The organism is Flavobacterium aquidurense, assembly GCF_031458035.1.
GTDB lineage: Bacteria > Bacteroidota > Bacteroidia > Flavobacteriales > Flavobacteriaceae > Flavobacterium > Flavobacterium aquidurense_C.
Genome location: NZ_JAVDXR010000004.1, coordinates 232,813 through 255,172, shown reverse-complemented (window position 1 = coordinate 255,172; position 22,360 = coordinate 232,813). Strand labels below are relative to the sequence as shown.

The 22,360-nt window shown below is 33.3% G+C and carries 20 protein-coding genes; 3 read left to right on the top strand and 17 right to left on the bottom strand.

Annotated elements, in window-relative coordinates:
- Nucleotides 1-33: 33 nt before the first annotated feature.
- The 6 genes from uvrB to J2X17_RS08575 form a co-directional block, all read right to left on the bottom strand.
- Entirely contained in the window at nt 34-2,025 is a 1,992-nt protein-coding gene (uvrB, locus tag J2X17_RS08600) for an excinuclease ABC subunit UvrB (RefSeq protein ID WP_310296561.1), read from the bottom strand.
- 123 nt (nt 2,026-2,148) lie between these two features.
- On the bottom strand, nt 2,149-5,274 hold the full coding sequence (locus tag J2X17_RS08595) for a TonB-dependent receptor (RefSeq protein WP_310296559.1): 3,126 nt from the start codon (nt 5,272-5,274) through the stop codon (nt 2,149-2,151).
- A gap of 351 nt (nt 5,275-5,625) precedes the next feature.
- Complete coding sequence (locus J2X17_RS08590; protein WP_310296558.1) at nt 5,626-6,570, bottom strand: alpha/beta fold hydrolase; 945 nt, start codon at nt 6,568-6,570, stop codon at nt 5,626-5,628.
- 74 nt (nt 6,571-6,644) lie between these two features.
- Nucleotides 6,645-6,884, bottom strand: coding sequence for a uroporphyrinogen decarboxylase (locus J2X17_RS08585; protein ID WP_310296556.1), 240 nt, complete (start codon nt 6,882-6,884; stop codon nt 6,645-6,647).
- Nucleotides 6,885-6,944: 60 nt separating this feature from the next.
- Nucleotides 6,945-7,916 (bottom strand): 23S rRNA (adenine(1618)-N(6))-methyltransferase RlmF, encoded by a 972-nt coding sequence (gene rlmF, locus J2X17_RS08580; RefSeq protein ID WP_310296553.1) that lies wholly within the window; start codon nt 7,914-7,916, stop codon nt 6,945-6,947.
- Nucleotides 7,917-8,240: 324 nt separating this feature from the next.
- Entirely contained in the window at nt 8,241-8,852 is a 612-nt protein-coding gene (locus tag J2X17_RS08575) for an FMN-dependent NADH-azoreductase (RefSeq protein WP_310296552.1), read from the bottom strand.
- Between the two features lie 135 nt (nt 8,853-8,987).
- Here J2X17_RS08575 and J2X17_RS08570 point away from each other — a divergent pair, with 135 nt between their 5' ends.
- The 3 genes from J2X17_RS08570 to J2X17_RS08560 all read left to right on the top strand — a co-directional run bounded on the left by J2X17_RS08570 (nt 8,988) and on the right by J2X17_RS08560 (nt 10,307).
- Nucleotides 8,988-9,323: a winged helix-turn-helix transcriptional regulator gene (locus tag J2X17_RS08570; protein WP_310296550.1), complete on the top strand. Its 336-nt coding sequence runs from the start codon at nt 8,988-8,990 to the stop codon at nt 9,321-9,323.
- Between the two features lie 301 nt (nt 9,324-9,624).
- Nucleotides 9,625-9,954, top strand: a complete 330-nt coding sequence (locus J2X17_RS08565) for a type II toxin-antitoxin system HigB family toxin (protein ID WP_310296549.1) — start codon at nt 9,625-9,627, stop codon at nt 9,952-9,954.
- Complete coding sequence (locus J2X17_RS08560) at nt 9,951-10,307, top strand: helix-turn-helix domain-containing protein (protein ID WP_310296547.1); 357 nt, start codon at nt 9,951-9,953, stop codon at nt 10,305-10,307. The genes J2X17_RS08565 and J2X17_RS08560 overlap by 4 nt, the downstream gene beginning before the upstream one ends.
- Before the next feature lie 174 nt (nt 10,308-10,481).
- Here the strand turns inward: J2X17_RS08560 and J2X17_RS08555 are convergent, their stop codons facing one another.
- The 11 genes from J2X17_RS08555 to J2X17_RS08505 form a co-directional block, all read right to left on the bottom strand.
- Nucleotides 10,482-11,474, bottom strand: coding sequence for a phospholipase D-like domain-containing protein (locus J2X17_RS08555; protein ID WP_310296545.1), 993 nt, complete (start codon nt 11,472-11,474; stop codon nt 10,482-10,484).
- A 186-nt stretch (nt 11,475-11,660) separates the two neighbouring features.
- Nucleotides 11,661-13,103: a DUF6794 domain-containing protein gene (locus tag J2X17_RS08550; protein ID WP_310296544.1), complete on the bottom strand. Its 1,443-nt coding sequence runs from the start codon at nt 13,101-13,103 to the stop codon at nt 11,661-11,663.
- Between the two features lie 173 nt (nt 13,104-13,276).
- Nucleotides 13,277-13,906, bottom strand: a complete 630-nt coding sequence (locus tag J2X17_RS08545; protein WP_310296542.1) for a hypothetical protein — start codon at nt 13,904-13,906, stop codon at nt 13,277-13,279.
- Between the two features lie 157 nt (nt 13,907-14,063).
- On the bottom strand, nt 14,064-14,654 hold the full coding sequence (locus tag J2X17_RS08540; protein ID WP_310296540.1) for a GNAT family N-acetyltransferase: 591 nt from the start codon (nt 14,652-14,654) through the stop codon (nt 14,064-14,066).
- A complete protein-coding gene (locus J2X17_RS08535; RefSeq protein ID WP_310296538.1) occupies nt 14,654-15,760 on the bottom strand; it encodes an ATP-grasp domain-containing protein in 1,107 nt (368 codons plus the stop codon). Before J2X17_RS08535 ends, J2X17_RS08540 begins: the two co-directional genes overlap by 1 nt.
- A gap of 137 nt (nt 15,761-15,897) precedes the next feature.
- On the bottom strand, nt 15,898-16,941 hold the full coding sequence (locus tag J2X17_RS08530) for a tyrosine-type recombinase/integrase (protein WP_310296536.1): 1,044 nt from the start codon (nt 16,939-16,941) through the stop codon (nt 15,898-15,900).
- A gap of 136 nt (nt 16,942-17,077) precedes the next feature.
- Nucleotides 17,078-17,740 (bottom strand): thiamine diphosphokinase, encoded by a 663-nt coding sequence (locus J2X17_RS08525; protein WP_310296534.1) that lies wholly within the window; start codon nt 17,738-17,740, stop codon nt 17,078-17,080.
- Between the two features lie 237 nt (nt 17,741-17,977).
- Nucleotides 17,978-18,418, bottom strand: coding sequence for a DinB family protein (locus J2X17_RS08520; protein ID WP_310296533.1), 441 nt, complete (start codon nt 18,416-18,418; stop codon nt 17,978-17,980).
- Nucleotides 18,419-18,524: 106 nt separating this feature from the next.
- A complete protein-coding gene (locus J2X17_RS08515) occupies nt 18,525-19,007 on the bottom strand; it encodes a GyrI-like domain-containing protein (RefSeq protein ID WP_310296531.1) in 483 nt (160 codons plus the stop codon).
- 9 nt (nt 19,008-19,016) lie between these two features.
- The gene (locus J2X17_RS08510; RefSeq protein WP_310296529.1) at nt 19,017-19,838 is read right to left on the bottom strand and encodes a DUF4249 domain-containing protein; all 822 of its coding nucleotides are present in this window, start codon (nt 19,836-19,838) and stop codon (nt 19,017-19,019) included.
- A 39-nt stretch (nt 19,839-19,877) separates the two neighbouring features.
- A complete protein-coding gene (locus tag J2X17_RS08505) occupies nt 19,878-22,262 on the bottom strand; it encodes a TonB-dependent receptor (RefSeq protein WP_310296527.1) in 2,385 nt (794 codons plus the stop codon).
- Between the last annotated feature and the right edge of the window lie 98 nt (nt 22,263-22,360).

Genomic DNA, 22,360 nt, shown 5'->3' with positions numbered 1-22,360 from the left:
TTAAATGATTGACAATTAATGTGTTGTATTTTTTTAAGGCAATTGTTCCTGTAATTTTTTAATATCGTCACGTAATTTGGCAGCTTGCAAAAAGTCTAAATCTTTAGCCGCTTTTTCCATTGATTTTCGTTTCTCGCGAATCATTTTTTCCAATTCCGATTTTGATAAATAAGCAGTTTCTGGCTCAGCTGCAACAGACAAAGTATGTCCTAACTCATATTCCACCAACGGATTCTTAGTAAAAGCACTGTCGATTTTTTTATTTAAAGCTTGTGGCGTAATGTTATTTTCAACGTTGAAATTAATCTGTTTAGTTCTGCGATAATTTGTTTCGTCAATGGTTTTTTGCATACTTCCCGTAATTTTATCGGCATACAAAATCGCTTTTCCATTTAGATTTCTCGCCGCGCGACCAATGGTTTGCGTTAACGATCTGTGGCTTCTTAAAAAACCTTCTTTATCGGCATCTAAAATGGCAACAAGCGAAACTTCGGGCAAATCCAGACCTTCACGAAGTAAGTTCACTCCAATTAAAACATCAAAAATACCTTTTCGCAAATCCTGCATGATTTCGATTCGCTCTAAAGTATCAACGTCAGAGTGAATATAACGACAGCGAATATTAACTTTGGTCAAATATTTGGCTAATTCCTCGGCCATTCTTTTGGTTAAAGTCGTTACCAAAACTCTTTCATCCAATTCACAGCGAACCTGAATTTCTTCGATCAAATCATCAATCTGATTTAAACTTGGTCTGATTTCTATAATTGGATCCAACAATCCTGTCGGGCGAATAACCTGTTCAACATAAATTCCATCCGATTTTTGCAATTCATAGTCGGCAGGAGTCGCCGAAACATAAATCACCTGATTTTGCATGGCTTCAAATTCTTCAAACTTCAAAGGTCTGTTGTCCATCGCTGCCGGAAGTCGGAAACCATATTCCACCAGATTTTCTTTACGGCTGCGATCGCCTCCGTACATAGCATGAACCTGCGAAATCGTCACGTGACTTTCATCGACAACCATCAAATAATCATTTGGGAAATAATCTAATAAACAGAAAGGTCTTGTTCCGGCTTCTCTTCCGTCAAGGTAACGGGAATAATTTTCAATTCCGGAGCAATATCCCAATTCGCGAATCATTTCTAAATCGAAATTAGTTCGTTCTTCCAAACGTTTTGCTTCGAGATGTTTTCCTATTTCTTTAAAATAATCCACTTGTTTTACCAAATCCTGCTGAATTTCCCAAATTGCTCCTTGTAAAACATCCGGAGAAGTCACAAACATATTGGCAGGATAAATCGTCAGCCTTTTAAATTTTTCAATGACTTGAGAAGTCTTAGCATCAAAGGATTCGATTTCTTCAATTTCATCTCCAAAAAAGTGAATTCTAAAAGCGTCATCGGCATAACTTGGGTAAACTTCTACAGTGTCGCCTTTGATTCTGAAGGTTCCAGGTGTAAAATCGGCCTCAGTTCTCGCATATAAACTCTGTACTAAACTGTGTAGTAATTTAGTTCTCGAAATAACCTGATCTCTTGCAATCTCAATTACATTTTTCTGAAATTCAACGGGGTTTCCAATACCATACAAACACGAAACCGAAGCCACAACCAAAATATCGCGACGCCCTGAAAGTAGGGAAGAAGTGGTGCTCAAACGCATTTTTTCAAGCTCTTCATTGATAGATAAATCTTTTTCAATGAAAACGCCAGTTACGGGCATGAAAGCTTCCGGTTGATAATAATCGTAGTAAGAAACAAAATATTCAACGGCATTATTCGGAAAAAACTGTTTGAATTCAGAATACAATTGGGCCGCCAAAGTTTTATTGTGTGCCAAAACTAATGTTGGTCTTTGAACTTCCTCAATAACATTGGCAACTGTAAATGTTTTTCCGGATCCGGTAACTCCTAATAAAGTTTGATATTTTTCGCCATCTCGAACACCTTGTGCCAATTTTTCAATTGCTTGTGGCTGATCACCTTTCGGACTATATTCTGAGGATACCTGGAAATTCATTTTGGACTGATGAAAAGTTTAGTTTTGTAAAGATACAAAGTTTGAATTCGATTTAAATTACGAACAAAAAAAAACCGCCAATAATTTATTGACGGTTTTTAGAACAATATCTTTAAAAATAACTTAAAAGCTCAAACTTAATCTCGCAAAAACAAATCGGCCATTTTGACCAAATTGAGATACATTTCGTGAATACACAAACTGATTTTGATTTGATAAATCGATTGCAGTTGCAGTAGGAGCATAGGTAACAACTCCGTTTGCATCGACGCCATTAGCTCTTTTTGCCATTTGCGGCCCTAAGTTTTTATCAGGATAAATATCAAAAATGTTGTTGGCCCCGATAACAACTCTTGTTGCATCAGTAATTTTTATTCCAACAGACATATCCGTAATAATTTTAGCTCCCCAAATTGGATGTTCATTTTCAACGGCTTTTCCATTTACAACAATTGCACCTACAAGACCATCACCATTGACATCAGCGACATTTGGATCAGTAACTTGTCCAAAATAGACATTTCTTAAAAAGAAATCAAATCTTTTGTAGGTCAGGCTATTCGTGAAGTTTGCTTTTATTCTCGGAATTGCTTCTTCAAGATAAATTCTTGAAGATTCAGAATAATACGTGTTTACCTGACCGGCAGCTTCCAATATTGGCGATGCGTGAATTGCACCTACCTGATGTGTTTTTGAAAAAGTTGCAGAGAAATCATTGTGTAACGTCAGATTTTCGGTTAACGGTATTTTGTTGCTTATTACTACATCAATTCCTTTTGATTCCGTGTCAATTGCATTCGCGAAAAAAGTTGCTGCATTTGCTCCAGCCTGATTAAATAAACCTTGTGTAATTGGAGTAGGAGTAAATTGATCTGTTAATATTACCCTGTCATCAATTTTTATAAAATATGCATCTGCAGTTAATGTTAGATTTGCAGATGGAATTTTAATTGTAAATCCGGCGCTTGTACTTCTGGATTCTTCTTGTTTTAGCTTTGGAATTCCTAATAATTTTGCTACTTCAGAATCATTGCTGAATGTCCCTACTTCAAATGGAACTCCTCCTGTAAATTGTGTAGCAGTCGATTCGTAATAAATTTGGTGTAATGACGGTGCTCTAAATCCTGTAGATATCGCTCCGCGTAAATTGATATTGTCTGTTAATTTGTTACGAGTCGCTAATTTGAAGTTGGTTGTATTTCCAAAATCGGAATAATTTTCAAAACGGGCAGCACCATTTAGTAGCCATTTATCCGTAACATCCAACTCTAAATCAGTATAAAAAGCATAGCTGTTTCTGGATTGATTTTTTGCATTTTCAGCTCTATATCCGGGAAAAACCTGTGCGCCTCCAGGTCTCGCGGCACCATAAAAGTCGGTAACCCTAATATTTGCAGGCGTTGTTGCGTTAATCACATTTCCATTAATATCATATTGATTGTAAGATTCCGGAACTCCTGCATTAATACCATACATTTCATGGCGATATTCAGAACCAAGTGCAATGTTTAATCCTTTTAAAACATCAAATTTTTTGCTCATGTCAAAATTAGTAGTGTTCTGAGCAAAGCGTAAACCACCAGCATCAAATTTTGTAGGGGAACCTTCTCTTAGAGTTGAATTTACTGTATTCTCGATACTGTAATTAAAAGCATTTCGGCCATAAGTGTTACTCAAATCAAAATTCCAATCTTTTAAGAAGGTACCTCTAAGTCCCGCCGCTACTGAAATGTCATTAATTGTAGAATGAATTTCAGGTAAAAATCCGTTCAGATATAAACCCGTATAAGATCTTGACTGATTTGGTCTTCTATAAAAACCTGCCGATTCCCCTTCTCGATAACTGCTTCCTCCAAAAACATATACTTCCAATTTATCATTTATTGGATACGCTGCATTTAAGAAAAACTGAACACTTTTAAAAGAAGATTGACCAACTCTCATGTTAAAATCTTTTCTTTCAAGATTTCTATAGGCCAACTCTCCATCGGTAGCATCAAAATTTAATGCAGTTTGTAATTGCGAAATATTAGCAGCATTATTAATTGACGATTGCTGAGCAGCTGTAAAATAACCTACTTGTGGTGCATACGTTTTTATTGTGTTGAAAATTTGAGTCGAATTTGGCGTATTGTTGATGTTTGCAAAAAGAGAATTAATATTAATACCGTCTTCAAATGCTCTTTGTTCTACTGCATTATACCCATTAAATATTGTTCCGGCAGCATCATTGGCTCTGCTTGTCGCATCTCGTAATTGTAAACTTCCTGTCAAATTGATAAAACTCTTTTCTTTGCCCAGATCTGTTCCAAAATTAGCATCCATTTGGTAATGATTCCCATCATTTCCTCCTCTATGATCATTAGCATTTTTGGAGAAATTACTTCCAGAGAAAAGATTAACATCAATTTTTTTTGTGTTTTTCTTTAGGCTAAGATTAATGACTCCAGCAATTGCATCAGAACCATATTGTGCAGAGGCACCGTCTCTTAGAACTTCGATTTTTTCAATGGCAAACGAAGGAATTGCATTCAAATCCGTTCCTACAGATCCTCTTCCCGGAGTACCATTAATATTGACTAACGATGAAGTATGTCTTCTTTTTCCGTTTAATAAAACTAAAACCTGATCAGGTCCTAATCCTCTTAACTGAGCAGGATCTAAGTGATCAGTTCCATCTGCAACAGTTTGTGTATTAGAGGTAAACGAAGGGGCTACCATATTCAAAATCTGATTTAAATTGGTTTGTGCGCCCTGAGAAGCAATTTTTTTCATGCTGATAACGTCAATCGCTACCGCAGATTCCGTTACAACTCTTGTTGGATTTCGAGAGCCTAAAACGACAATATCATTTAAAGTTTCCCCACTTCCTTTTAATGTTACATTTACTATTTCTCCTGTTACAGTGACTGATTGCGTATCAAGACCCACATATGAAAATTGTAAAACATCTCCTTTTTTGGCATTTACAGTATAATTTCCATCGATGTCAGTAATAGCACCATTTTTAGTTCCTTTTACAAGGACACTTACGCCTGTTAAAGGCGCACCAGCTTCATCGGTGACTTTACCTTTTACTATGTCAGCAATTTTATTTTGTTTTAAAGAAACATTTGACTTTGCATTGGGTATGTTTTCTTTTGCCTGGGTTGATAGACCATTCAGTAAAATGATCGACATAACAAAAGGGGATACTAATGTTTTTTTCAGTTCGAAAAGTAATTTGGTTTTTAGTACATTTTTTTTCATTTTAGTTTTTTTTGGTTACAGCAATAGAAATCTTCAATTTAAAACAGCATCATTTTGGGAGCTGTCGTAAATCACTTGAATGGATTAAATTTGCTTTGGAATTTCTAAAATTGAAAAAGCTGGTACTTGTCTACGATTTTACATTTTTAAGCATGTGGTATAAGATTTTAAATGTAATGACAATGCGATCTAGTTGTATTACTTTGTTTTTTATAAGAAAAGTATCACATTGGACAAATATATGTAATTATTAATTATAAAGGATTTTTTTATTTGAAAATATAAAATAGCAGTTTATTAAATGTGAATAACACTTAATTTTATGATTTGTAACAATTGCAATTTTGTATATTAATCTAAAAAATCAGCCATAGCATCATTTACAATTTTGGCTTGGTCAATACTTAAAAAATGTCCTGCGTCTGCTACTTTTTTAGTTTTACTATTCGGTAAATATTTCTTCGCACGTTCCAGACTTTCATCAGAATTAATGACATCTTTATCACCAATCAAAACCAAAACCGGATTTGTGATAGATCTTAATTCATCATCTGAAAAAGGCGTCATTTTTAGCATACTCGAATTCGATTTGGCGTATTTGTTGGCTAAATAAAATTGTTTTTTATAAACGGCACTTATCTTTTCAGGATGCGTTGAAAAAGTAGTTAATGTTTTTTCGAATTTCTTTTCACTCGGAAAAAGTTTAAGCATTAACGCCGTTGTTGTTTTACCCATTTTATCAATAAACTTAAAAGTTTGCGCTGGACTTAATAAAACGATTTTATCAATAGAATTTGGTTTCTGCGTAGCCAATAATGTCGCAATCCATCCTCCTCGGGAAGCCCCGACAATATCAAATTTCTTTAATTTATAATGCGTGAAAATTTCATTGTACCAAAGGACAATTTCTTCTTTTGATAGTGGTTTAGCAGTTAAGTTTGATTTGCCGGGTTCCATTAAAAAGTCGATGGCATAAATTCTATGGTTTTTAGCCAATGGTTTAATATTTGGAAACCACATGGTTGAGCTGGCATCCATACCGTGAAGCAAGACTAAATCCTTGCCGTTTTTTGGTCCGGAAATAACGAGGTGTGCGGGTCCAAAACGGGTTTGAATGATTTCTTCAGTATACGGAATATCCCAAAGTTTTAGCGCTTTATCGTACGCACTTACATACGTTTGTTTTTCGCTTTTTGTTTCAAAAACATAATCTTCGAACTTTGCTTTTTTTGAAGAAGCACAACTTGCAAGTAAGGTGAACAGTACTATTCTAAAGAATATTTTCGGTGTGGTCATAAAATTCAATTTACTATAAAGGTACTTCGAATCATGAAGTTAAAGTATCAGAATTTTGGTTTAAAGTATCAGAATTACAACCTTTTAGTATCTTTTACGGTGAGATGATATATTTGAACAATCGCTAAAATAGCATTCGGAATTATAATCGGTAAAAGCCATTGATTGAAATCATTATAATCTTTCAGAAAAATACCGTAAATCACGAAGCAAATGCATCCGAAGAGATTGATGAATCGTATCGTTCTGAGGTCTTTTAATAAAAAACCTCCAACAATAAAAATAGATGCCAGGTAACCAATATAATCTGCCATAGTTTTGATATTAAATGATTTAGAATCAAATCTACCAAAAGCAAATTAATAAATCAAGTTTCAAGGCTGGAAATCAGTGTTTTGCAGTTTCCAGGATTTTTGTTGTGCTTCACTTAAGAAAGTCCACGCTACAATTCGGCTGGTTTTTTGGCCCTGCGCCATATCAATAGTTTTTATGAAGGCTGCATTTACTTTATTTAGTGTTTTGTAAATGCTCGAAAGGTTTTCTCTTTTAGAAACTAAAGTCGTGAACCATTGACATTGCATAGCATATTTAGCACTTTCGTAAATCATTTGAGTAACAAAACCAATTTCGCCGCCATCACACCATAATTCGGCATTTTGACCTCCGAAGTTTAAAACCGGATTTGTTTTTTTCTTTTCCTTCGGATTCAGATTAGATACTTTTCTAACAGTACTTTGATGCGCATCTTCGGCTGAAGCGTGAAAAGGAGGATTACACATCGTAAACGTAAAACGATCCTCAGGGGTAATGATATTTTTGAAAATAAATCGGGATTCTGTTTGTTGCTGAAGACTGATTGCGTCAATTAATTTTGGATTTTCTTCAATGATTTTTGCGCAATTCTGAATCGCGCTTTTATCGATATCCGTTCCAACAAAACTCCAGTCATAAATGGCATTTCCTAAAATAGGGTAAATGCAATTAGATCCGGTTCCGATGTCCAAACCTAAAACGGATGCGCCAGTCGGAATAATTCCGTTGTTGGTTTCCGCCAGTAAATCAGCTAAATAATGAATATAATCGGCTCTTCCGGGAATTGGCGGACAGAGATAATTTCTTGGAATACTCCAATTCTTAATGTCATAATACGTTTGTAATAATGCTTTGTTCAGTGCTTTTACTGACTCAGGATTACTGAAATCGATTGTTTCACTTCCGTGAATGTTGATCGCAACATGTTTTTTTAGTTCCGGACAATTCGAAATAAGAAGTTTGAAATCATAACGCGAACGATGAAGATTTCGGGGATGTAAATTGGTTTTTTCGGAATTGTCTGTTGCTTTCATTTTGTGAATTTGGATTGCAAAGATAGTCATTCCTTTTTTAGAAAAGATCTTGTGGAATATTGTGTTAAATCAATTGCCCAAAATCCGTTGTAATTGTTAGCGGTATGTGGCGTTTCGTCCGTTTACCTTGGTTTAAGTAATATTTCTGTTTTCTTTACAGAAGACGTGTATTCATTCTATTATTTTTTCGTTGATGTAAAGGTTATGAACAGTCATAGGAACAAACATAATTGAAAATGGATGAATTTGTAATGTGTACTAAATTCAAAATGCTCAATAGCATTTACCATTGAGCATTTTGCTAAAGATTAATCAATTCAGTGATTACTCAATCACAATACTATTAATTCCTTTTTCCAATGCCTTATCTTGTACCTCAGACACGTGAAGTCCTTCTGCTCTGAATACGGTAAGGTTTGTCATTCCTAAAGCGCCTAAAAAAGATTGCAGATAAGGTACTACAAAATCATTGGCTCTGCCTTGCTCATCGGTATAAATACCCCCCGAACTCATCGCAACATATATTTTTTTACCCGACACGAAACCTATGGGCAAACCCTCTTTGCTATAACCAAAAGTAATTCCACGGCGTGTGATATGGTCTATCCAGGCTTTGAGCGAACTATGAATAGTGCGATTGATGAGTGGTGCCCCTATCACGATAATATCTGCATTAAATAATTGTTTCACCAATTTATCAGATAATTTAAGTTTTTGTTTTGTTTCTTCTGTTTGATTTTCTAGTGGTGTAAACATAGCTTGAAACGTTTCAGGAGAGAGATGTGGAATGTTGCTTTCTACCAAATCCAACTGCTCAACTGTGCTTTCAGGATATTTTTCCTGAATTTTTTCTATGATAGCATTACCCAATTTTCTACTATACGATTGCTCACCCATTATGCTGGAATTAAGCTGTAATATTTTCTTTTGACTCATTGTTTATTTTTTTATGGTTTAATAATATAAAAGTACACCCAATAAGTATCGAAAAGATAGTAGTTACCCAAAGGAAAGCAGTTACCTTTTGGAAAGTTATTATATTTGCAATATAGCAACAAAAAAACGGCAAAAATGACAAAAACAGAATGCACAAGCAATTTAAAGAACGTTATAGACGCTTTGTATGTATTGAATGGCAAATGGAAATTGCCCATTGTATTGAGTTTGGTAAATGCACCCAAGCGGTTTAACGAAATTATGAGAGAGGTGGAAGGTATTTCTCCCAAAATATTAGCGCAAGAACTCAAGCATTTAGAGCAAAACGAATTGATAGTGAGAAATGTATATGACACCACACCTGTAAGTATTGTTTATGAAGCATCGTCATACAGCGAAACACTGAAAGACGTTTTAAGAACTTTAAGTGACTGGGGAGCCGGTCATAGAAAGAAGATTACCGGAAAATAGAAAGCTATTAGCGAAATAAACTATTAAATTCTCTTTTAGAACTTGTCTAGGTTGAAATTGTTGGATGGTTTGTGGGGGGGATGCCATTACCGCTAATGTTATGGTACTACAGCGGGTTTGGGACTAAATTAAGCCCATTCTTCGGATTTGCCAAATATTCCAAATACAAAACCAACTTCCCATTGAGCCCATTGCCCAAATTCGTTGTAGTAGCTGTTTGCGGAAGTGCCTTTGTTAACACAGATTTTAATTGACGAAACAATTAGTTTGCAAAATGAAAACTTTTAGTTATATTTGTCACATGAAAATCCTCATAAAGAAAACTATTTTATTTTACACCGAAAAATATCCAATTGCAAAAACGCAATTGTTGATTTGGTATAATGAATTTACGAAATTGGATTTTCATAATTTCAACGAACTCAAACGAGTTTATGGAAATGCAAGTATTGTTAATAATGAAAGAGTTGTTTTCAATATTAAAGGAAATGATTTTCGATTAGTTATTTCAATTAATTTCCTGCAAATGGCCTGTTATGTTATTTGGTTTGGAACTCACAAAGAATATGATAAAATTAATGTTGAAACTGTTGCTTTTGATACAGCAATCTTAAACGATAAAAATCTATGAACTGGAAAGTGTTAAAAACAGAAGAAGATTATAATAAAGCTTCTATAAGATTGATGGAAATTTTCCATGCAGAGCCAAACTCAGCGGAAAGTGATGAATTAGATTTGCTATTGGTTCTGGTAAAAGATTATGATGATAAACATTATGAATTACCTGAGCTTGACGCGTTAGAAGTAATTAAATACAAAATGCAGGAAATGGGGATGAAAGCCAAAGATCTTGAGCCAATAATTGGAAGCAAGGGACACGTTTCTGCAATTCTTTCCGGAAAGAGAGAAATCACATTAAAAATGGCTCAAAAACTTAAAAATTACTTTAGCATTCCGGCTGAAGTTTTTTTCCACAGCGCTTAACAAAAGTTCCAATTTACTGCAGTTTTTTTTGCATTTCCGCTAACGTCTTGGTACAACAGCGGGTTTGGGACTAAATTAAGCCCTATTTTCGGATTTGCCAAATCATCCCAAATACAAGACCATTTTTCCATTAAGCCTAATGCCCAAATCCGTTGTGGTGGCTGTTAGCACCAGTTATTCTTTTTCTTCTTCAAGTAATTCAGTTATTTTTTTATTGATTATTTGACCTAATCCAGTGTCAAGTGAGAATTTATGCATTTTCAAGTTACCATATATGTCTATTGTAAAATGATATTTCAATTTAGCTTCTCCAGCAGGTTTTGGGGGTATTTTATTAATAACCATCTTTACTAATGCTTGATTTAAACTTGCCTTTGGATTTTCTCCATAATGAATTGTCGCTCCTGATGAAACCTGATTGTCAACAGTAGTAATAACAATTGCACTTAAACTAATAGGGATAAAACTATCTTTCGGCACAATTATCAAATAACCATCGTCTTTCACACTAGAACCAATTGAATGTTTTAATTTGTAACGTTTAGTTAGATTAAGGTCAAATGCAGTTTTTTGAACTTCTATGTTTTCAGAAGCTAATTGAAAAGCACTTTCAATAATATCTTTGTTTCCCGTTGCTTTTGCTTGAAATACGATGTCATTAGCTAAATAATCTCTTGCTCTTAATAAATTGAATTCGTCAACTTCAAATTTTGTCAATGCTCTAATTGTCTCAATTTTCTCAGTCAAAGATTTTAGTCTTTCGAATTCAATGCTAAAAGCATCAATTGTTTCTTGCTCTTCTTTAATCAGCAATATGTTTTCTCTGTTTCTATCCTCTGCATAATACGTCCAGTTATAAGAACCATTTATGAGAACTTTATTATCAATAACGCAGAATTTATTATGCATTGGATTTAATGTACTAGAAAAGTAAAACTCACCACCTTTATCTATAAATTCTTGGAATGGAAGTCCCGCTTCTCTGTTATTTATATAGTCGTTATGAATTATTAACTCAACATTAAGCCCTGCTTCTACTTTGTCTATTAAACGTTGGAATAATGTTTTATTAGTAAACCAGTAAACTGCAACAACAATTTTTTCTTGAGCATTATCAAGTTCTGTTAAAAGTTGTTGTCGGATTTCATCAAAGTATGCTTTTACCATTTATTACTTTAGTTCATTGGTTTTTTCGTCGTTTTTTGGTAATTGGTGCTAACGTTCTGGCGCTACACGAGGTTTGGGATTAAAGAAGCGAGGTTTTTCGGTTAAACACAAATTTCCCAAGTACAAAACCATCTCTAAATTCAGCGAAATGCCCAAATCTCGTGTAACGGCTGTTAGCCGTAGTTTTTATTTATGTATGGAATTTTGTCTTTCCCATTTTTTCCAAGCACTTTTGTCTCCTTTCAACCATATAATGTACTGACTAATAACTACACCTGAAATTGCGTCATTTCCGAACATTTCTTTTCCTATATTTCGGTCGTTAAAGTATTTTAGAAGTCTAGATCCGCCATTAATTCCCCAATTGTTTCTAATCCACATCCCTAATCCTCCCATATGTGAGTTAAATTCCCAAGAATCTTTTGCTTCAATTAATTGCTTTTTACTTTCAAAATTCAGAATATGGTCTAATTCTGTCATACATTCAAATAGGTTTTTAGGAATATAAATGTTATTGATTTTTTCAAGCGTAAGACGTTTTTTAAATTCTTCTGTTCTTCTTTCTTTTTCTTTAAATGTTTCTTGTTCTGCTATTTTATCATCGTAACTACGATACCCACCGAAAAAATGTTTTAAATAAATTTTGTCAACTTCTTGGGGAATAAACTCTGTTTTGAACGTCGTTGTTGTTATATAATTTTCTATCAATTTTCTGTCGAATATTGAATCGGTTTCCAAATTTTCAATTTCAAATTTTCCTTTTCGATTCATATAACCGCTTAATGCAATTCTAAAAAGTTTGTATTTACGATAAGTTGAATCATTTATAGAAATAAATTTCAAATTAGCTATTTTGCTAATACTTGCGGAAAGTTTTTCATTGTTTACTGAGTTTTGGATGTCCGTTACATATTTGTAAGGATATTTATAGTAGGAAACTCTGCTTTTAATGGACTCTATATTTTTAATTTTTGAATAAATGGAATCAAAGTTTATTTTTGAACCTATAATTTTCCCTTTATCTAAATCATAAAGTGTTATTTTTTTTCTTGAATCAATTACATATATTGTATCATTTTTATTGAAAATAAAATTTTTATTCAAAAAAATGTCTATATCCGAAGCAGTGTTTTTATATTGTTTTATTGTAGAACTTCGACCTTCAATTATTTGATATTGATTGTCGTAAAATAGCTCACACTTTTCTTTGTTTTTATCACAGTTAATAAATTCTTCAGTTGTATATGTTTTTTCTAGTTTACCGTCAACATAATAAGTGATATTTTTATTTTCTAAGCCACTTTCATAAATATAATTGGTGATATATATGATTTTTCTTCCATCGTTACTGATTGCAGTGAAAAACGAATTACCTTCATAAACATCAAAAGACCTATTTATTTTATAAAATTTTTTTCTAACTCCAATACTGTCATATTCTTGAGTATATGAAACGAAAGATTCTCCTTTTAGATTTGGGAATTCATCATCATAGGAAATTGATAATAATTTAAATTTTCCATTGGAAGAATAAGTTTCGGAAATTGGAACTACTTCCGTCGACATTTGGGAATATAAGTTTGTGAAAAAGAAAAAAGGGAACAATAAGATTAAGTGATTTTTTTTCATTTGTATTTTTCTCCGGTCTATTTTAAAATTACGGCTAACGTCTTGGCACTACAGCGGGTTTGGGACTAAATTAATCCCTATTTTCGGATTAGCTAAATCATCCCAAGTACAAAACCATCTTTCCATTAAGCCTATTGTCGAAATCCGTTGTAGTGGCTGTTATGTGCAGGCTATTATTTTGTTCTCTTAAATTCTGGTATGCAAAAACTTCCAATTGCTCCACTTCCGTATTTAAGAACAATATTATCCTTGTAAAACATTTGCGAACAATCGTCAGAATATTTTTCTTGAAGTTCTTTACTTAAATTTTTATCAAAAATCTCATAACTAAAAACTCCCGTTCCTTTAAATCCATATTCGATTTCAGTTGAATTTCCGTTAGAAATTCCAATACAGTTTACATTTTCTAATTTATTATACAATTCGGCAAACGTTTCGTCATTCCAATTAAGTTTTTGTTTCAAAATTTCAAGTGAGTTGGTTTTGCCGTTATATTTTTTTTCGTACTCTGTTTGAGCTTTAGGTTCGTAATTATCTAAATTTAAATTCCATTGCTGAAACAATAATTCACTCTTTTCTGAATTTTCTATTGGTTCATACACAAATAGATTTATTTCATCGGATGATTCATATCTAATACTGACTATAAATCCTTTAGGAACAATTTCATTGAAATAATTTTTTAATTTTATTATTTCAGATTTATTTTTATCATAGTTTTCAGTCAAGTCTTGTTTACTTTTCATTCCACAACTTGTAATGAAAAGTAGTATTGTTAAAATAAGAATATTTTGTTCTTTCATCGATGTTTTTTTAGCTTGCTCATAACGGTTTGGGGCTTTGCGATGGTGGGGCAATCGAAGCACAAATCTTCAATTTTGCACAAAAGTTCAATCGAAGAACTGCCGTTGAACTTTGCAGTTTCGCCCCACTATTGCAAAACCCTTGTTAGTGGCAGTTTTATTTTAAGTTCCCAAAGTTTTTCAGTTTTATTTCTTCCCATTCTTCCCGAATGATGCTGAAATAAACGTCATTTTTACTTTTACCTTCAGAATCTATGTAATTATTTCTAAAAATTCCTTCTTGTTTTGCTCCTAATTTTGTTATGGCTCTTTGCGAGGCTAAATTCTCCAAATCAGCACTGAATTGCACTCTTCTTAATTTTATGTTTTCAAAACAATGTTTTAATAATTCAAATTTTGTTGCGTGGTTTAGTCCTGTTCCGTGATGTTTTTTCCCGTACCAAGTCCAACCTATTTCTAATTTTTCACTATTGAAATTGATGTTTCCAAATCTTGTACTTCCTGCAAATTCATTAGTTTGCTTGTCGAAAATCAAAAAGGCATAATGGTTTATCCCTTGAAATTCTATAGTACTTTCAATATAATTTTTAAAATCTTGTTGTGTTCGCACATACATTCCCATAAACTCCCATACGGAATCATCGAATATTATTGATTCTAATTTTCGGGTATATTCTCTGTTAAAAGGAATAAGTTTAAGTCTTTCGTTTTCCAAAACGATTTCTTCTTGTAAAAAGTTTTTGTTCATTATAATATTGGTTCAAAATAATCATCAAAATCAATTTGTAACAATCTGTGAAGGTTTTCTTCGTTCTCTTGTAAACAGAAAACACCAAATGCGAGTTGTTTCTGATAATCAAATAATTGTTCGAGTTTTATATTAGTAAATTCATTTTTTAATTTCTGTATGTTTGGGTAGTTCGTATTTTTATCTTTTGAAAATGCATTGTATGCTATGAAATAAACAAAACGTAAATCATCGTCCACATTTTGAAAAATCTCAGACCAATTTGGTTCTCTATTTTCCAAAAAATATTGGTATGGGTTTATGTTAAATGAATAATAAGTTAGATTACCTAAACCCATTCCTCCAAATCTCATTGGATTAATTTCTATTGGAATCAATTTATTACCAATGAGTTTAAATTCACAATGCATTGGAAAATCCGTAACATTTATTTTTTCGTTCAATTGCTCAAAAAACGATTTTGCCAATGGATAAATTTCATTAAATGTATTTTTGGACGAATAATAAATCATATGCAAATATTGTTCGTATTTTGGAATCGGATGATGGTAAATATTGACAATACACGGTTTACCATCACTATTATAAAACATATCTATGGCATATTCTTGCCCTTCAATAAAATCTTCAACAATAAATTCATTTAAAGTCAATACATTCTCATTGAATACAGTACTGTTTTTTTCTAATTCTTTACGAATTTCCTTTTGAAGTTTCTGTAAATCTGTATATTCATCAATAATCTTTACAGCTGTACCGAAACAACCTTTTAAAGGTTTAAGAACAGATTTGTTTTTGATTTTAAGTTGATAAATGTCTTGAAAATCAATTTTGTGTATTTTGAAATTTTCATCTTTTATCAGTTTACGGAAAATAAATTTATCCTTGAACAACTCAATTGCTTTTCTTTTCGGGTTGCTTTCTTGTAAAGTTGCCAATATGATGTCAATAGATGATTCAGAAATAATGGCAATTTTTTTGTTGTTTTCAAAAATAGATTTTAACTCTATATTTGAATCATCGATAAGTTGAAGTTGTTCAAATTCAGGTAAGGTTTCTATTGTTCCCGATTCTGTATTTTTTGATTTTATTAAATATACTTTCAATTTTGTAAAGTGTGTTCGTTTTAAAATTGCCGCTAACTTATTTATATGCGATACAAACCTTCGCCAATCTTTCGAAATTGGGTGTATATACGAAGGTTTATATCGCTTTTTGTTTTCCAAATGTATTAATTTTTTTCTTACAAATCATCAAACGGACTTTTAATCTGTTGAATGCTTTTGGTGCTTACATGAGTATATATTTCGGTTGTTTTACTACTGGCATGACCCAACAATTCTTGAATATAACGCAAATCAGTTCCGCTTTCTAATAAATGGGTAGCAAAACTGTTTCGCAACCAATGCAAAGTGGCAGGCTTTGTAATTCCTGTTTTTTGTAAGACTTGTTTCAATACAAGTTGTAAGCTTCGGGCATCATAATGTTGTCCTTTAATTTGTCCTTCGAACAAGTAAGTTGTTGGCTTGTATATTTTATAATAGTCTCGCAGCATTTCTAATATTTTGGGAGACAAAGGTACAATTCTGTCTTTTTTGCCTTTGCCATTTTTAAGCAAAACCAAATTCCTTTTAGAATCGATATGAACAGGTCGAAGTGCCAATAATTCGCCACAACGCAGGCCACAACTGTATATCAGCGAAAGCATCATTTTGTGTTTGATGTTACTGTGGGCATTCAAAATCAATTTCACTTCTTCTTTGCTCAAAACATTAGGTAGTGTTTTGGCATTTTTGGGACGATGAATTTTATCCACTATCATCTTGGTTTCTCGAATGGTTTGAAAAAACAATTTAACAGCATTAACGATTTGGTTTTGATAAGAGGCAGAAAGATTATTCTTTAAGATATGCTCGTTATTATATAGAATCACATCTTCGTTGGTAATTTCGGCGACCGCTTTCTCCCGGTAGAAAACCAAAAAAGATTTCAGGGCTTCGCTGTAAGTCGTAACAGTGTTGTCGCTGTAACGTTTGGAACGCAGTATTTGTTTGAATTTTTCGATTTGCTCAATGCCTTCTTCTGATGGTAAGGAATAGGAGAGAGGTGCCAAATGAAATCGTTGTCTATTTTCAACCGTGTCGGGTAGATGCCAAGTTCCCAAAGTTTGACTCCATCGAGAACCTGTCAATTTTTTTATTCGGGCGATCCATTCGTCATTTTTTTCAAAATAGACAGCAATTCTTTTTTCTTTTTTATGAGTAATAATTTTGGCTTTCCACTTCATAGCAATGTAATTTAATTGCTAAAATAAGAAAAAGGTTACAATTTGTTAACGAAAGTCACATACAAAGATTAAAATAGCCCGCAAGTAACATCGAGTATTTTTTGATGTTGTAATCAGAATTCTTAATCAGAATAATTTAATCAATACACTCCATCAACAACAAATCGCCGTTGTTGTGCGTGATGGTTACAAGTCCGTCCTGCGCAACCGAATTACTGCTTCCGGTTCTGTAGCCCATAGTGAGCGTGTCATTTTGCAGTGGATATTCTAAATTGCTGGAATAAATGCCATTTACAACGCCAATTGGAATCAAAGAAATTGGTGTTTTTGCTGTATACCATTTCTCGAATTTATTCGGAAGTAGAAATATTTTGGAGTGATCGTCCAGAATTACAATTTTAAGCAAATTTCGGTAACGAACAATATTGGTAAGGTTCGTAATGGTATGATCGGCACGTTTTCCGGTAGCCCAGACAACGTTTACAGCAGGAATTTTTCGGTCTATTAAATAATCAAAAGCTTTTTCGAGATCAGTTTTATTTTGATCTGGGGTATGCACAATTTCGATAGGATATTGTGAAGTTTTATAGATTTCAGGATCAAAACCGCGATCGAAATCTCCCAAAAGCACATCTACTTTTATGTCCAATTCAATCACACGTTCTATGGCAGAATCTAAAACGACAACGAGCGGAGACCATTCGAGCAATTGCCCTAATAATTCAGGATTGCAGGCAGCTCCGTTAGCAATGATTAAAGCGGGTTCCTGATCGTCGCGAACTATATGGTGTGATGACATGCTGAATTGTTTTTAATGTGGTGCAAAGGTACGGGGAGTATTTTAGATTTTAGAGTTCAGATTTTAGATTTTTTGAGACATATTAGAAATTAGCATAAATTAATCTTAATCCATGGCAAATATTTTTAAGGTTGTAGTTTTTCAATCTAAAATCTACAATCTAAAATCTACAATCTAAAATCTACAATCTAAAATCTACAATCTAAAATCTACAATCTACAATCTGCAATCTAAATTTTATATCAGCCTTCTGTGATAATTGATTTGTCCTAAATGATAGGCTAAATGGGTGGAAAGATGCACTAAAAAGAATTCCGTTGTCATTTCCTTTTCGAAGACAATTTGCGGATATATTTTTTCTAAATCGGTTTCCGTTAAAGAATCAAGAGTATTATTTATAACCAAAATTGTTTCATCGATTTTGGTGATTAATTCTGATTTTGGAACATCTTTCAAAGAAAATTCTAAAGGACGATTTCTTATATAAGCTGTTTTGCCAAGCTCTGCGCCGATATAAGTGTTTAAATTTCCAATTAAATGCAAACAAAGATTTCCCGCCGAATTGGAGATGTTTTTATCAATTACCCAAATCTGATTTTCGTTTTGATACGATTCAATTTCGACTTTTAGTTTATTCAAATCTCGGTTAAAAAGCGATTTTAGCGTTTCGATTAGCATGATGTTTTGATTTTGATTTTTGCCACAGATTTCACAGATTCTCACAGATTAGTATTTGCAATTTTAAATACAATCACTTTAATCCTTGAAATCAGTTGCATAAAAATTAAGCTCTATGTTTTATCGGAATCCAAATTTCTTCTTCAGAATCAGGGTCATCTTTTTGATATCGTTCGTCCATTACTGCAAAATGTGGCCTGTCGTCTACAATATATGGAGAGTTGGGCAGCCACTCTGCAAAGATAGTATGATATGTTTGATAGGCTTCCGTTGCTGCGCCTTTATGAAGAAAAACGGCATACAATCCGGTTGGAATTACGAGTATTTCCATGTTGGCTGGAATTTCATCAAAATCAGAAACTTCGACAGCTGCCCATTTCTGGAAAGTATTACTGGGATCGAAATTATCAAAATGCCCGATAGGAAATACTTCCAAAGAATATAAATTAGAGTCCGTTGCATTTTTGATTTCCTTTCGCCTTGGCATGAAACTGCTCCATAATTGAAAAGTTTTGTTTTCGATAAAGGACATCACAAGATGTTTGCCAAGCAATTTTTTTTCGGTTAAGGTTTCGATTCGGGCTTCCATTTTATTTCATTATTTAATGGTGTATTTTTTTGTATCAGTTTCACTAAGAGAAAAATAGCCTAAAGGATAATTGTTTTTATCTGTTGTATTAATAATATTTCCTTTTACAGTTGCGGGCGGAGATTGAAATGGCCCTCCAACATTAGTTCCTGCAATACTTACTAAAATACTCATATAATTGTAATATTGTTTCGAAATTCCGTAATGTGTTATTTCAATTTCATTGCCAATTTCTAATTCATCGTCATCTGAAAGACTGAAAAATTCATTACCCTGAAAGAATTTATCATCATCTACATAATAGTTTGATCTAATTTTATTGGAGTAAATGTATCGGTATAAATAATAATTTTCTGCAGCTCCGGGATCATTGTAAAAAGCTCTAATCTCAATGTCTTTACCGGTAAATCCTCCTTCGTTATTTTGCTCTATTCGGGTAATTGGCGCTATTGATTTTAAAGTTTCACTTGCTGTATAAGTATTTCCGCCACTAATTACGGTCAACGTATATGTTCCTTCGATTACTGGTTTAAAATTGGTGCAGGCGTATTTTCCCGTTTTTGGAATTTCAGTAAAGGTAAATTTTTCTTTTTGACTATTTGTTATATAAACAGTTGCTCCGGAAACAATTGGAACCTGACTTTCAAAGTAGCCTGTTGTTGTAGTAAGTTTAATAAATTGCTGATTTCCGGAAGTTCCTTTTTGCCAGTTTATTGCCGCTTCAATTACCAATTTTGGAGGAGCGGTTTCTAAATCAACATCAACAACTTCTTCACAGCTGGTGATAAAAATTGCTATAAAAAATACAAGTAATAAGGTTGCTTTTTTCATAATGTATCTCTTTTTCGTTCTAATGACAAACGTGATTTTTTAAAATTTAAAATTATAACTAACAGCTGGCACAACTCCGAAAATCGATATCTTCACAGCTTCATTATTGCCTGTGTCAACATTTTGTCGGAAATTAATCGAAGCCGCATTCTTGCGATTATATAAATTGTAAATGCTAAAAACCCATTCGCCTTTCCAGTTTCTATCCTTGTTTTTTCTTGGAGTTAAAGTTGCCGAAACGTCTAAATGATGATACGTAGGCAAGCGATTTTCATTTCGCAGACCATAACTCGGAACTGTGATTCCTAAATATTCATATTGACCATTCGGATAAGTAACCGGTTGTCCGGTCTGTAAAGCAAAGTTAGCACCAAATGACCATTTTTCGTTCAAATTATATGCAGAAGTAACCGCTAAATTATGCGTTTTATCGTAGGCTGAATTGTACCATTCGCCATTATTGATTCCTATTTCTTCCGGCGTTCTTCCGGGCGTTTGCTGTTCTGATTTGGATAAAGTATATGAAATCCAGCCGTTAAATTTGCCTTCATTTTTTTTCAGCATCAATTCTAAACCATAAGTTCGCATTTGTCCATTCAGAATTACCTGTTCTATAGCATCATTGGCAATCAAATCGGCACCATCAATATAATCCAGACGATTCTGAATTTCTTTGTAGTACGTTTCTACTTCAAGAGCATATTTTCCATTATTGATATTTCTGAAATAACCCAAAGCCACCTGATCAGCAAGCTGTGGTTTGATATACGTATCACTTGGCATCCAGACATCTAACGGAGTCGGAGATGAGGTATTTGAAATCAGTTGAAGATATTGCGTCATTCGGTTGTAACTGGCTTTAATAGCTTCATCATCATTTAGTTGATACGAAACAGAAAGTCTTGGTTCAAGATTATTATAGTTTTTAATGACCTTATTTTTGCCATAATACTGAGTTCCGATTGGAGTTCCTTTTTCGTAAATCTGCAAATCAGAATTGAAAACAACTGCATTATTGTTTTCGTATAAATTAACTGTCGATTCTCCTAAACGATAAAATAAACTGTAGCGCAATCCGTAAGCAACTGTTATTTTTTTTGAAAGCTGGCTTTCAGCATCAATATAAATAGAAGGTTCAAAAGCATATTTTTTGTCTAATTGATCAGGATTAATTCCAGATTCAGTATCAGTTGGCTTAATAGTTCCCGGATTAAATTCATAGTAAATTCCGTTTAAACCATAATTCAGTTTGAATTTATCTGAAATATAATGTTTGAAATCATATTTGATATTGTAATTTCTAATGCCCGAATCCCATTTGAATCCCACAAAATCTAAATCTAAGCCATAATAATAATCACTGTAAATCAGCGAAAGATTTGAAAAGAGTTTATTTGAATATAAATGATTCCAACGAAGATTTAAAGTTGAGTTTCCGTAAATATTAGTAAAACTTTTATTTAAGCTAAAAACATCACGACCAAAATAACCCGATAAATAAAGGTTGTTGTTTTCGTTTAGTTTATAACTCAATTTGGTATTTAAATCATAAAAATAAGCGGAGTTATCTTTTTGATCTTCAGATAGTTTTAAGAACAAATGCGCGTAAGAAGCTCGTCCTCCAATCAAAAATGAACCTTTGTCTTTTACAATCGGACCTTCGGCAAGAATTCGGCTTGAAATTAATCCGATTCCACCATTTACATGGAAATTTTTGCTGCTTCCGTCTTTCTGATAAATATCCAAAACAGATGAAGCTCTTCCGCCGTATCGTGCTGGAATTCCGCCTTTGTACAATTTTAAGTCCTTGATGGCATCGGGATTAAAAACAGAGAAAAAACCAAATACGTGAGAAGAATTGAATATCGTTGCTTCATCCAATAAAATTAAATTCTGATCTGCACCGCCGCCGCGAACATTAAATCCGGAAGCGCCTTCGCCCGCATTAGTAACGCCAGGCAGTAATAAGATCGATTTTAAAACATCGACTTCGCCTAAAACAACCGGCATTTTTTTGATGGTTGCAATCGAAAGTTTATTGGCGCTCATTTCTGGCGATTTGATATTTATTTTGCCTTTATTATCTGTAATGACAACTTCCTGAAGTTCTTCGCCAGCTCCTTCATTAAGTCCAAAATTCAATTTGGTATTTTGGTTTAGGTTGACGGTTTTTTGTACGGTTTGAAATCCGATATAAGAAATTTCTATTTGATGTTCTCCTGAAGGAATCGTAAGAGAATAAAAACCATATTCGTTGGTAGTAGTTCCTATTTTTAATGCCGGGATGTAAATATTGACACCAATTAAGGTTTCGTTATTTTTAAAGTCGGTTATCGTACCGCTTAAAGTGAATTTTTCCTGAGAAAATGAAGTAAATGTTGTAAAAATGATAATAAGAAAAAAGCCGATTTTTTTTGAAATCATCGTGGTATTTGATTTACAGATTTATGAATTCTTACTAAATATTGCGGTTAACTCTCGTTAACCAGCGGTTAAGATAAAAAAAAGACAACCAGTTAAGG

Bases quoted from the DNA above. Each gene is read 5' to 3' on its own strand.
- J2X17_RS08585 (WP_310296556.1), bottom strand. From the start codon at position 6,884: ATGGCAGATTATATTGGTTACCTGGCATCTATTTTTATTGTTGGAGGT.
- J2X17_RS08555 (WP_310296545.1), bottom strand. From the start codon at position 11,474: ATGGTAAAAGCATACTTTGATGAAATCCGACAACAACTTTTAACAGAA.
- J2X17_RS08545 (WP_310296542.1), bottom strand. From the start codon at position 13,906: ATGAAAGAACAAAATATTCTTATTTTAACAATACTACTTTTCATTACA.
- uvrB (WP_310296561.1), bottom strand. From the start codon at position 2,025: ATGAATTTCCAGGTATCCTCAGAATATAGTCCGAAAGGTGATCAGCCA.
- J2X17_RS08525 (WP_310296534.1), bottom strand. From the start codon at position 17,740: ATGTCATCACACCATATAGTTCGCGACGATCAGGAACCCGCTTTAATC.
- J2X17_RS08575 (WP_310296552.1), bottom strand. From the start codon at position 8,852: ATGAGTCAAAAGAAAATATTACAGCTTAATTCCAGCATAATGGGTGAG.
- J2X17_RS08565 (WP_310296549.1), top strand. From the start codon at position 9,625: ATGAAAATCCTCATAAAGAAAACTATTTTATTTTACACCGAAAAATAT.
- J2X17_RS08540 (WP_310296540.1), bottom strand. From the start codon at position 14,654: ATGAACAAAAACTTTTTACAAGAAGAAATCGTTTTGGAAAACGAAAGA.
- J2X17_RS08570 (WP_310296550.1), top strand. From the start codon at position 8,988: ATGACAAAAACAGAATGCACAAGCAATTTAAAGAACGTTATAGACGCT.
- J2X17_RS08510 (WP_310296529.1), bottom strand. From the start codon at position 19,838: ATGAAAAAAGCAACCTTATTACTTGTATTTTTTATAGCAATTTTTATC.
- J2X17_RS08550 (WP_310296544.1), bottom strand. From the start codon at position 13,103: ATGAAAAAAAATCACTTAATCTTATTGTTCCCTTTTTTCTTTTTCACA.
- J2X17_RS08560 (WP_310296547.1), top strand. From the start codon at position 9,951: ATGAACTGGAAAGTGTTAAAAACAGAAGAAGATTATAATAAAGCTTCT.
- J2X17_RS08595 (WP_310296559.1), bottom strand. From the start codon at position 5,274: ATGAAAAAAAATGTACTAAAAACCAAATTACTTTTCGAACTGAAAAAA.
- J2X17_RS08590 (WP_310296558.1), bottom strand. From the start codon at position 6,570: ATGACCACACCGAAAATATTCTTTAGAATAGTACTGTTCACCTTACTT.
- J2X17_RS08520 (WP_310296533.1), bottom strand. From the start codon at position 18,418: ATGCTAATCGAAACGCTAAAATCGCTTTTTAACCGAGATTTGAATAAA.
- J2X17_RS08505 (WP_310296527.1), bottom strand. From the start codon at position 22,262: ATGATTTCAAAAAAAATCGGCTTTTTTCTTATTATCATTTTTACAACA.
- rlmF (WP_310296553.1), bottom strand. From the start codon at position 7,916: ATGAAAGCAACAGACAATTCCGAAAAAACCAATTTACATCCCCGAAAT.
- J2X17_RS08530 (WP_310296536.1), bottom strand. From the start codon at position 16,941: ATGAAGTGGAAAGCCAAAATTATTACTCATAAAAAAGAAAAAAGAATT.
- J2X17_RS08515 (WP_310296531.1), bottom strand. From the start codon at position 19,007: ATGGAAGCCCGAATCGAAACCTTAACCGAAAAAAAATTGCTTGGCAAA.